Consider the following 9,346-nt stretch of genomic DNA (forward strand, 5'->3'; position numbering starts at 1 on the left):
CCTTTTCTGTGTAATGGTGCCCACAACTTTTAGACGAGGAGGGGAGACCCGTCATGGAAGTCGATTTCAAGGACGACGAAGATATCGCCCGGATTGCCCGTGGCGTGAAGGTCATTGCGGTTGTGGGCCTGTCGCCGAACGAGGCGCGGCCCAGCTGGGGCGTGGCGCGGTATCTGCAAGCGAACGGCTATCGCGTTATTCCCGTCAATCCCGGCCCGGCGGGCGGCAAGATTCTGGGAGAGACCGTCTATGCCCGCCTGTCGGACATTCCGACGACGATTCCCGTGCAGATGGTTGACATCTTCCGCAGATCCGAAGCCGTCGGTCCCATCGTGGATGAAGCCCTGGCACATCTTCCCCACCTGAATTCGATCTGGCTGCAACTGGGCATCCGCAACGACGCGGCGGCGTCGCGGGCCGAGGCGCGGGGCATCACCGTGATCCAGGACCGCTGCCCCAAGATCGAATTCCCGCGCCACCTGTAAGGCGTCGCAAAAGGCCCCGGCGCTGCGCCGGGGCCTTGTCCTTATTGCCCCTGCGCGGTTTGCAGCAGGTCGGTGATCCGCCTGACCGCCGCGCGACGGTTTTCGCGCACATCGCCCTCCCGGCGGATTTGCAGGAACTGTTCGCCATAGCCCTGCACGACCAGGTTTTCCGGCGCCACCTGGAAATATTCCGACAGCGCCAGGGCCACCGATTCCGCGCGGCGGTCCGACAGGGCAAGGTTCGCCGCGTCGGGGCCGACCGTATCGGTATGGCCCTCGATCAGGAACACCTCTTGGGGGTTCTTCGCGATCGCGTCCTGGATCACGTTGCCCAGGGCGGACAGCTGCCGGACCTGGTCGGGCGAGATCGCCGCAGACCCCGTGTCGAAGGTGATCGCGTCGATCGTCACCGGCGGGACCAGGGCGCGGACCTGCGGGATGGACCGGATCTGCCCCAAGCTGAACCGGCGGTCGATATCCACCTCGCGCCGCAAGGCCGCACGCAGGGCAGCCTCGTCCTGGGACACGCCGGTGGCGGTCGCGGGTGCAGGCGCGGGCAGGGTCGAGACATCGACCGGTTCCACCCCTGCGGTGTCGTCGATCAGGCGGGTCTGCGTGCCGTCGGCCGAGACCAGCGTGCGGCGCAGCACCCGCAGATCGGCGTCGCGGATGGTGACGACGCGGCTTCCATCGGCGCGGGACACCACCGTGCGCGACGACCCGTCGTCGAAATTCTCGGTCGCGACGGTCGATCCGGGCTGGCGCAGCAGGGCCACCTCGTCCTTGATCACCTCCTGGCTGCCATCGGCGCGGGTCACGACGACCCGGTCAGGCGCCGACAGCGCCACCTGGCGGTTGTTGTTGAGATAGGATCCCACCGCGACGGCACCCAGGCCCAGCAGCAGCGCCTTGGCCAGGTCGTTGTCGTCGTCATCATCGCCGCGTTCGGCCGTCTGCGCCTGCTGCGGCGCCAGGGCATCGCGCAGGCTGGTCGCGAAATCCTCGGACGAGGAACGGCTGTTCTCCTTGGTGATCTGCTGTTCGGCGACCTCGCCCTGCTGATCGTCGTCAAGAGCGGCTGCCGTCGCCGCGCCAGTCTCCTCGGCGGCCTGCTGGGCGCCTTCGGTGGCGGGGGCATCGGCCTCGGGCGCGCTTTCGGACGGCGGGGCGGATGGGTCGGCCGCAGGGGGCTGGCCTTCGGCGGCGGCTTCGGGGACCGCCTGTTCGCGGGCCAGGGCGTCGCCCAGGTCATTCTGATCCGGCGTCGCAGGGGTGTCCGTCTGCGCCTGCCCCGGTTCCGCTTCGGCCGCCTCGCCCTTGGGGGCGGACTGTTCGGCCTGCGAGGCGTCGGCGTCGCTCAGGGGATCGGCGCTTTCCCCGGCCTCGGTGGGGACGGGTTCGGTGGGGGCGGGTTCGGTGGGGGCGGGTTCGGGACGGTCGGCCTGCTGTTCGCGGGCGGCCGGGGCGGGCCGTTCCTGGTCCTGCTGACGCGCGTCCCCGGCCGTGGCCGGGGGTTGCTCATCCTGCTGACGGGGGGCTTCGGCCGGGCGTTCGGCCTGGGCATCGGCGGTGGATTGCTCTTGTTCCGCCTGGCGTTCGGCGCGCTCCTCGGCCCGCTGCGACTTGCCTTCGGCATCCGCCGGGGCCTCGGCCTGCGCCGGACTTTCTGCGGGTTCAGCCTGCGCCTCGGCCTCCTGCGGCGCGGGGGTTGCGTCGGCCGCAGGTTCAGGCGCCGGGGCTTCGGGTTCGGCTGCTGCCTCGGCTTCCGGTTCCGCAGCGGGTGATTCGGGTGCCGGGGCTTCGGGTTCGGCTGTTGCCTCGGCTGGAGTCTCGGCCGCGGTCTCGGCTGCCGGTTCCGGGGCGGCGGGTTCCGCCGGCGCTGCCTCGGCCTCGGCCTCGGGGGCTGCCGGCTCGGCCTGCTGTTCCTGGACAGGCGGCGGGGGCGGCTGTTCACCTTCCGCAGGCGCGCCTTGGGCCTGGGCCATGGGCGGCAGCAGCAGCGACAGGCAGGCCGCGATGGCGGTCGTGTTGTTGATCATGCGGCGCATCGGGATCCCCTTGCCTCGAACGGATTGATCTGTCGCGCATTTAACCAGCAGCCGAAGTTGCCGGTTCCAAACATGCGCGTGACCCGGTGGTGATGGGCGGGAATCCCAATGCAAAAGGGCGCGACCCTAGGTGTTTGATCCCACGGTTTGATGGTGCGATCCTTTCTCAGGGATGGAGGGAAGCATTATGGGCCAGGTTCGTCACGGGAGCGCCACGACCACGCACGCCGTCAGAGCTGCAATACAACGATCGCAAGCTTCGCTCGCGACGCTGAGCCGGGAGCTCGGCATTAACCCCAAGACAGTGGCGAAGTGGCGCAAGCGAGCGACGGTCGATGATCTCAAGACAGGGCCGAAGGAGCCACGCTCCACGGTTTTGACAGAAGCCGAGGAGGCGGCCATCGTCGCGTTCAGGCTGCACACGCTTTTGCCGCTGGACGACTGCCTCTATGCCCTGCAGCCATCAATTCCACACCTGACACGCTCAGCGCTGCATCGGTGCCTTCAGCGCCACGGCATCTCTCGACTGCCCGACGTGGAAGGCGACAAGCCGAAACGGTCGAAGTTCAAGCGCTACCCTATCGGCTTCTTTCATATCGACATCGCCGAGGTGCAGACTGCTGAAGGCAAGCTTTACCTGTTCGTCGGCATTGACCGCACGAGCAAGTTTGCCGTGACCCAGCTCGTCGACAAGGCGGACAGGAAGACAGCTTGGGAGTTCCTGCAGCACATGCTCGAAGCCGTGCCCTATCAGGTCCATACCATCCTCACCGACAACGGTATTCAGTTCGCCGAGCAGCCTCGGAACCGGAACACCATCTATTCCAGACCTATGCGCTTTGACATGATCTGCGAGGCCAACGGCATTGAGCACCGCCTGACGAAGCCCAACCACCCGTGGACCAACGGTCAGGTCGAGCGGATGAACCGCACGATCAAGGACGCCACCGTCAAACGCTTTCACTACACCAGCCACGACGAGCTCCGCACGCATCTCGCCGACTTCATGGCAGCCTACAACTTCGCGCGTAGGCTCAAGACCCTCGGCGGCCTCACGCCCTACGAATACATCTGCAAGATCTGGACATCAGAGCCAGACAGATTCATCCTAAACCCGATCCACCAGATGCCGGGACTGAACACCTAGGCCGCGCCCTTGCCGAAATGCCATGCCAGTCAGGGCCTAAACGCCGTCGCCGACGAAAGCCTTTTCGACCACGAATTCGCGGGGTTCGGAATTCGCGCCCTCGCGCAGGCCGAAGCCTTCCAGCACCGCCTTCACATCGACGTTGAAGGCCAGGCTGCCGCAGACCATCGCCCGGTCGGTCTCGGGCGAGATCGGCGGCAGGCCCAGATCGGCGAAGACCTTGCCCGAGGTCATATTGTCCGTGATCCGGCCCATGCGCGGCGATTCCTCGCGCGTGGTGGTGGGGTAATAGATCAGGCGGCTGGCGAAATCCTCGCCATAGATCTCGCCCAGCAGGGGATCGTTCTTGAGGTTTTCGACCAGTTCGCGGCCATAGCTCAACTCATCCGCCGTGCGGCAGGTGTGCATCATGATGACCTGTTCATATCGTTCGTAGGTTTCCGGGTCGCGCATCAGCGACGCGAAGGGCGCGATGCCGGTGCCGGTCGCCAGGAACCACAGCCGCTTGCCGGGCAGCAGCGCGTCCAGGACCAGCGTGCCCACGGGCTTGGGGCGCAGGATGATCTGGTCGCCCGGCTGGATATGCTGCAATTTCGAGGTCAGCGGCCCGTCCGGCACCTTGATCGAATAGAACTCCAGCTCATCGTCCCAGTTGGGCGAGGCGATGGAATAGGCCCGCAGCAAGGGCTTGCCGTTGTCGCCCAGAAGGCCGATCATCACGAATTCGCCCGACCGGAAGCGCAAGGACGCGGGGCGCGTCACGCGGAAGGAAAACAGGCTGTCCGTCCAGTGCTTCACGGCCATGACCGTCTGCGCGTCGGGAAGCGTCTTCTGGGCGGGCTTGGGGGCGGCGTCGGCCACGGGAATGTCCAGGGTCATCTGCGGTCCTGCGTGTTCTAGTCGATGCGGCGGCGGGGCGAAACCCCTAGCCCGCCAGCTTGGCGCGGTGGTCGAAGGCCTTCCAGTCGGCCCGCGCGATCCATTGGTCCTGCGGCTGGCGGGCGGCGATGTCGGGGGCGACCTCGACCTCGTCGAAACCCACGCGGCGGGCCATGGCATATTGGTCCGCGATCAGGCGCCCGGATGCGCGCAACCGGCCCTTGAAGCCCAGTTCCCGCAGGCGGCGCGCCAGCGAAAAGCCGCGCCCGTCGGTGAAGGACGGAAAGTCGATGGCGATCAACTCGCGGTCCAGATGCTGGGCCAGTTCCGCCAGCGGCGTGTCCGAGGCAAGGGTTTCCTCGGCCTCTTGGACCAGCGGGTGAAAGCCGTCGTCGCGCGCAAGGACGCGTTCGCTGTTCAGCCGGTCTGTCATGCCGGAACCTTTCCGCGGACGATCTTGCCGCCGATGAAGTGGATGCCGCATTCGGTCTTGGCCTGCCCGCGCCAGCGTCCGGCGCGCGGATCCTCGCCCGGCTTCACCGGCGAGGTGCAGGGCGCGCAGCCGATGGACGGATAGCCGCGCGCCACCAGCGGATGGCGCGGCAGGTTGTTTTCGGCCATGTATTCCTGCACATCCTCGCTGCGCCAATGGGCCAGCGGGTTGATGCGCAGGCGCGACGGCGGCTCGGGTTCAAAGAATTCCAGCGCGGCGCGGTCGCTGTTCTGGAACCGCTTGCGTCCGGTGATCCAGGCGTCATAGCCCGACAGGACGCGTTCCAGCGGCACCGTCTTGCGGAAATCGCAGCAGGCATTGGCGTCGACCTGGTGCAGCGTGCCGTCGGGATCGTGGCGGGCGACCTCGATCTCGCTGGCGCGGATCATCTGCACATTGGTCAGGCCCAGCTTCGCCGACACGTCGCGCTGATATTCCAGCGTCTCGGGGAACAGCATCTGCGTGTCGATGAACAGCACCGGCAGGCCCGGCGCCACCACGCTGACCATATGCAGCAGCACCACCGATTCGGCGCCGAAAGAGGATACCAGCGTCACCCGGCCCAGGTCGGGGTCGCTGACCGCGCGGCGCAGAACCTCGGTCGCGGCATGATGGCGATAGCGGTCGTTCAGCCGCGCGGCGCGGCTGTCCAGGGTATCGTCAAGCATGGGCAGGCTCGGGATAGAGGGCGGCCTTGAAGGGCGCGGGGCCCAGCCTGCGATAGGCGTCGATGAAGCGTTCGGACGCGTCCGCCCGCACCTCCAGATACGCCCGCAGCAGCCGGTCGATGGCGGGCACGACCTGGTCATAGGGGAAGCCAGCGCCGGCGCGTTCGCCGATGGCCGGGATGTCGTAGCCGTCGCCGCCCAGCGTGATCTGATAGTTCTCCACCCCCGCGCGGTCCAGGCCCAGGATGCCGATATGGCCCAGATGGTGATGGCCGCAGGCGTTGATGCAGCCGGAAATGCGGATGTTCAGCTTGCCGATCTCGTCTTCCAGGCCGTTATCCTTGAAATGGGTCGCGATCTCTTGCGCGATGGGGATCGAGCGCGCGGTGGCCAGCGTGCAGTAATCCATGCCGGGGCAGGCGATGATGTCGCTGGTCAGCCCGGCATTGGCCGTCGCCAGCCCAGCCTTTTGCAGCGCCGCATAGACGGCGGGCAGGTCGGATTTGTGGACATGGGGCAGCACGACGTTCTGGTCGTGGCTGACGCGCAGGTCGGCATGGCCGTATTGCTCGGCCAGGTCGGCCAGCAGGCGCATCTGGTCCGCGCCCGCATCGCCCGGCGTCGCGCCATGCGTCTTGAAGGTCACGATCACGCTGGCATAGCCGTCGACCTTGTGCGGATGCAGGTTCGTGTCCGTCCAGCTGCGGAATGCGCCGTTCTTCGCCCGCTCGGCCTCGAAGGTGTCGGTTGCGCCGTTGCGGAAGGCGGGGGCGGCGAAGCGGTCGCGGAAGATCGCCAGGGCCTCGCGGTCGGCGCCGTGGAAGTCGCGGCGGCGGTTCTGGAATTCCTCCTCGACCTCGGCCTTGAACACGTCCAGCCCGCGTTCGTGGACGGTGATCTTGATGCGGGCCTTGTATTTGTTGTCGCGCCGCCCCGACAGGTTATAGGTCGAGATGATCGCCTCGATATAGGCCAGCAGCTCTTCCTCGGGCAGGAAGTCGCGGATCACCTTGCCCAGCATCGGCGTGCGGCCCAGGCCGCCGCCCACCCAGACCTCGAAACCCGTCCTGCCGTCCTGCTGGCGCAGGCGCAGGCCGATGTCATGGGCGGCGACAAGCGCCCGGTCGCGCGCGGCGCCGGTAATGGCGATCTTGAACTTGCGCGGCAGGAACTGGAACTCCGCATGGTCGGTGGACCAACTGCGCAGCAGTTCCGCATAGGGGCGCGGGTCCATGTATTCGTCGGCGGCGGCGCCCGCGAAGGCGTCGGTCGTCACGTTGCGGATGGTGTTGCCGGATGTCTGGATGGCGTGCATCCCGACCGAGGCCAGCTTGTCCAGCATGTCGGGGATGTCCACCAGCCGGGGCCAGTTGAACTGGATGTTCTGCCGCGTGGTCCAGTGGCCATAGCCCTTGTCATAGGTTTCCGCCAGATGGGCCAGCATGCGCATCTGGTCGGGGCTGATCGTGCCATAGGGGATGGCGATCCGCAGCATATAGGCGTGCAGTTGCAGATAGACGCCGTTCATCAGGCGCAGCGGGCGGAATTCGTCTTCCGTCAGGCTGCCGTCCAGGCGGCGTTCGACCTGGGCGCGGAACTGAGCCGCCCGGTGGCGCACATAGTCGGTCTCGACGGGACGAACGTCAAACATTGCTGGCCTCGGTCAGTTTGGCTTGCTTCAGGGTCTGGATGCCGTGGAAATAGTTGGACGGTCCACGCTGGCGGAACGCCTCGCGGAAATGGGTCGGCTCGGGGCCGTTGGGGCCGCGCCGGGCTTCCACCAGATAGGGGCCGACGACGATGTTCGACTGCCCCACCGCCTTCAGCAGCGCCAGATCCGCGATGGCCTCGTCCTCGAACAGGGTCGCGCGCGCGGGATCGGCGGTCCAGCCGTCCTCGCACATCCAGACGTTATGGCCTTCGCGCAGATCGTTTGCGGTGATGACGCCGGGCTTGGCGGCCGTCGGAACGAAGGCTTTGCTCATGGTCGGACCCTTTCGGATTGGTCTCTCTAATATAGAATTTTGTTCTGGATCTTTGCGATAGGGTCTGGAAAATAAGGACATTCAGCCCAGATGGTCGGACATGTCGGAACAGCTTCCACAGATTGCAGGTGCAGCGAAAACAAATTTCCGGCTCGACGAGGTGGATCGCAAAATCCTGTCCCTGTTGCAAGAGGATGCGAGCCTGTCGCTGGACCAGATCGCCGACCGCGTGGGGGCGTCCAAGACCCCCGTCTGGAACCGGATCCGCAAGCTGCGAGAGGCGGGCGTGATCCGCAGGCAGGTGGCGATTCTCGACCCCGAGGCCCTGGGGCTGGAGGCCTGTTTCTTCGTCCTGATCCGCACCAGCGAACATGACAAGGACTGGGCCGCGCGCTTCCTGAAAGCCCTGCGCGACCGCCCCGAGGTGATCGAGGCGCATCGGCTGGCGGGCGACATCGACTATATCCTGAAGGTGCAGGTGCGCAACGCGCGCGCCTATGACCGCTTCTACCAGTCCCTGATCGGCGAGGTGAAGATCCACAACGTCACCGCCCTGCTGTCGATGGAGGAGATCAAGGCGACAAGCGCGCTTCCCATCCCGGAAGTGGGGCGCTAGGTGTTTGATCCCACGGTTTGATGGTGCGATCCTTTCTCAGGGATGGAGGGAAGCATTATGGGCCAGGTTCGTCACGGGAGCGCCACGACCACGCACGCCGTCAGAGCTGCAATACAACGATCGCAAGCTTCGCTCGCGACGCTGAGCCGGGAGCTCGGCATTAACCCCAAGACAGTGGCGAAGTGGCGCAAGCGAGCGACGGTCGATGATCTCAAGACAGGGCCGAAGGAGCCACGCTCCACGGTTTTGACAGAAGCCGAGGAGGCGGCCATCGTCGCGTTCAGGCTGCACACGCTTTTGCCGCTGGACGACTGCCTCTATGCCCTGCAGCCATCAATTCCACACCTGACACGCTCAGCGCTGCATCGGTGCCTTCAGCGCCACGGCATCTCTCGACTGCCCGACGTGGAAGGCGACAAGCCGAAACGGTCGAAGTTCAAGCGCTACCCTATCGGCTTCTTTCATATCGACATCGCCGAGGTGCAGACTGCTGAAGGCAAGCTTTACCTGTTCGTCGGCATTGACCGCACGAGCAAGTTTGCCGTGACCCAGCTCGTCGACAAGGCGGACAGGAAGACAGCTTGGGAGTTCCTGCAGCACATGCTCGAAGCCGTGCCCTATCAGGTCCATACCATCCTCACCGACAACGGTATTCAGTTCGCCGAGCAGCCTCGGAACCGGAACACCATCTATTCCAGACCTATGCGCTTTGACATGATCTGCGAGGCCAACGGCATTGAGCACCGCCTGACGAAGCCCAACCACCCGTGGACCAACGGTCAGGTCGAGCGGATGAACCGCACGATCAAGGACGCCACCGTCAAACGCTTTCACTACACCAGCCACGACGAGCTCCGCACGCATCTCGCCGACTTCATGGCAGCCTACAACTTCGCGCGTAGGCTCAAGACCCTCGGCGGCCTCACGCCCTACGAATACATCTGCAAGATCTGGACATCAGAGCCAGACAGATTCATCCTAAACCCGATCCACCAGATGCCGGGACTGAACACCTAGGGTCGCGG

10 protein-coding genes are annotated in these 9,346 nt (G+C 65.5%); 4 read left to right on the plus strand and 6 right to left on the minus strand.

Annotation, left to right across the window (positions count from 1 at the left end):
- Positions 1-53 precede the first annotated feature (53 nt).
- Positions 54-485: a CoA-binding protein gene (locus PXD02_RS15270; RefSeq protein ID WP_275104678.1), complete on the plus strand. Its 432-nt coding sequence runs from the start codon at positions 54-56 to the stop codon at positions 483-485.
- Positions 486-526: 41 nt separating this feature from the next.
- Here PXD02_RS15270 and PXD02_RS15275 read toward each other — a convergent pair whose 3' ends face one another.
- Complete coding sequence (locus PXD02_RS15275) at positions 527-2,533, minus strand: OmpA family protein (RefSeq protein WP_275104679.1); 2,007 nt, start codon at positions 2,531-2,533, stop codon at positions 527-529.
- 187 nt (positions 2,534-2,720) lie between these two features.
- Here PXD02_RS15275 and PXD02_RS15280 point away from each other — a divergent pair, with 187 nt between their 5' ends.
- The gene (locus tag PXD02_RS15280) at positions 2,721-3,680 is read left to right on the plus strand and encodes an IS481 family transposase (protein ID WP_275103905.1); all 960 of its coding nucleotides are present in this window, start codon (positions 2,721-2,723) and stop codon (positions 3,678-3,680) included.
- A gap of 36 nt (positions 3,681-3,716) precedes the next feature.
- Here PXD02_RS15280 and PXD02_RS15285 read toward each other — a convergent pair whose 3' ends face one another.
- From PXD02_RS15285 to PXD02_RS15305, 5 genes are read right to left on the minus strand one after another with little or no spacing between them, the layout of a single operon-like run.
- On the minus strand, positions 3,717-4,559 hold the full coding sequence (locus PXD02_RS15285; RefSeq protein ID WP_275104680.1) for a ferredoxin--NADP reductase: 843 nt from the start codon (positions 4,557-4,559) through the stop codon (positions 3,717-3,719).
- Positions 4,560-4,605: 46 nt separating this feature from the next.
- Entirely contained in the window at positions 4,606-4,992 is a 387-nt protein-coding gene (locus PXD02_RS15290; protein ID WP_275104681.1) for a DUF934 domain-containing protein, read from the minus strand.
- Positions 4,989-5,720: a phosphoadenylyl-sulfate reductase gene (locus PXD02_RS15295; protein WP_275104682.1), complete on the minus strand. Its 732-nt coding sequence runs from the start codon at positions 5,718-5,720 to the stop codon at positions 4,989-4,991. The genes PXD02_RS15290 and PXD02_RS15295 overlap by 4 nt, the downstream gene beginning before the upstream one ends.
- Positions 5,713-7,371, minus strand: a complete 1,659-nt coding sequence (locus PXD02_RS15300) for a nitrite/sulfite reductase (protein WP_275104683.1) — start codon at positions 7,369-7,371, stop codon at positions 5,713-5,715. The genes PXD02_RS15295 and PXD02_RS15300 overlap by 8 nt, the downstream gene beginning before the upstream one ends.
- Complete coding sequence (locus tag PXD02_RS15305; protein WP_275104684.1) at positions 7,364-7,705, minus strand: DUF2849 domain-containing protein; 342 nt, start codon at positions 7,703-7,705, stop codon at positions 7,364-7,366. Before PXD02_RS15305 ends, PXD02_RS15300 begins: the two co-directional genes overlap by 8 nt.
- Positions 7,706-7,805: 100 nt before the next feature.
- Between PXD02_RS15305 and PXD02_RS15310 the strand changes: the two genes are divergently transcribed.
- Together PXD02_RS15310 and PXD02_RS15315 are read left to right on the plus strand one after the other, a co-directional pair.
- Complete coding sequence (locus tag PXD02_RS15310; protein WP_275104685.1) at positions 7,806-8,321, plus strand: Lrp/AsnC family transcriptional regulator; 516 nt, start codon at positions 7,806-7,808, stop codon at positions 8,319-8,321.
- 57 nt (positions 8,322-8,378) lie between these two features.
- Complete coding sequence (locus PXD02_RS15315) at positions 8,379-9,338, plus strand: IS481 family transposase (RefSeq protein ID WP_275103905.1); 960 nt, start codon at positions 8,379-8,381, stop codon at positions 9,336-9,338.
- Positions 9,339-9,346 lie beyond the last annotated feature (8 nt).

It is taken from the genome of Paracoccus sp. S3-43 (assembly GCF_029027965.1).
Lineage (GTDB): Bacteria > Pseudomonadota > Alphaproteobacteria > Rhodobacterales > Rhodobacteraceae > Paracoccus.

What these genes read in the sequence shown, in the direction of transcription:
- PXD02_RS15270 (WP_275104678.1), top strand. Translation starts at nt 54, where the DNA reads ATGGAAGTCGATTTCAAGGACGACGAAGATATCGCCCGGATTGCCCGT.
- PXD02_RS15295 (WP_275104682.1), bottom strand. Translation starts at nt 5,720, where the DNA reads ATGCTTGACGATACCCTGGACAGCCGCGCCGCGCGGCTGAACGACCGC.
- PXD02_RS15305 (WP_275104684.1), bottom strand. Translation starts at nt 7,705, where the DNA reads ATGAGCAAAGCCTTCGTTCCGACGGCCGCCAAGCCCGGCGTCATCACC.
- PXD02_RS15275 (WP_275104679.1), bottom strand. Translation starts at nt 2,533, where the DNA reads ATGCGCCGCATGATCAACAACACGACCGCCATCGCGGCCTGCCTGTCG.
- PXD02_RS15300 (WP_275104683.1), bottom strand. Translation starts at nt 7,371, where the DNA reads ATGTTTGACGTTCGTCCCGTCGAGACCGACTATGTGCGCCACCGGGCG.
- PXD02_RS15290 (WP_275104681.1), bottom strand. Translation starts at nt 4,992, where the DNA reads ATGACAGACCGGCTGAACAGCGAACGCGTCCTTGCGCGCGACGACGGC.
- PXD02_RS15285 (WP_275104680.1), bottom strand. Translation starts at nt 4,559, where the DNA reads ATGACCCTGGACATTCCCGTGGCCGACGCCGCCCCCAAGCCCGCCCAG.
- PXD02_RS15310 (WP_275104685.1), top strand. Translation starts at nt 7,806, where the DNA reads ATGTCGGAACAGCTTCCACAGATTGCAGGTGCAGCGAAAACAAATTTC.
- PXD02_RS15280 (WP_275103905.1), top strand. Translation starts at nt 2,721, where the DNA reads ATGGGCCAGGTTCGTCACGGGAGCGCCACGACCACGCACGCCGTCAGA.
- PXD02_RS15315 (WP_275103905.1), top strand. Translation starts at nt 8,379, where the DNA reads ATGGGCCAGGTTCGTCACGGGAGCGCCACGACCACGCACGCCGTCAGA.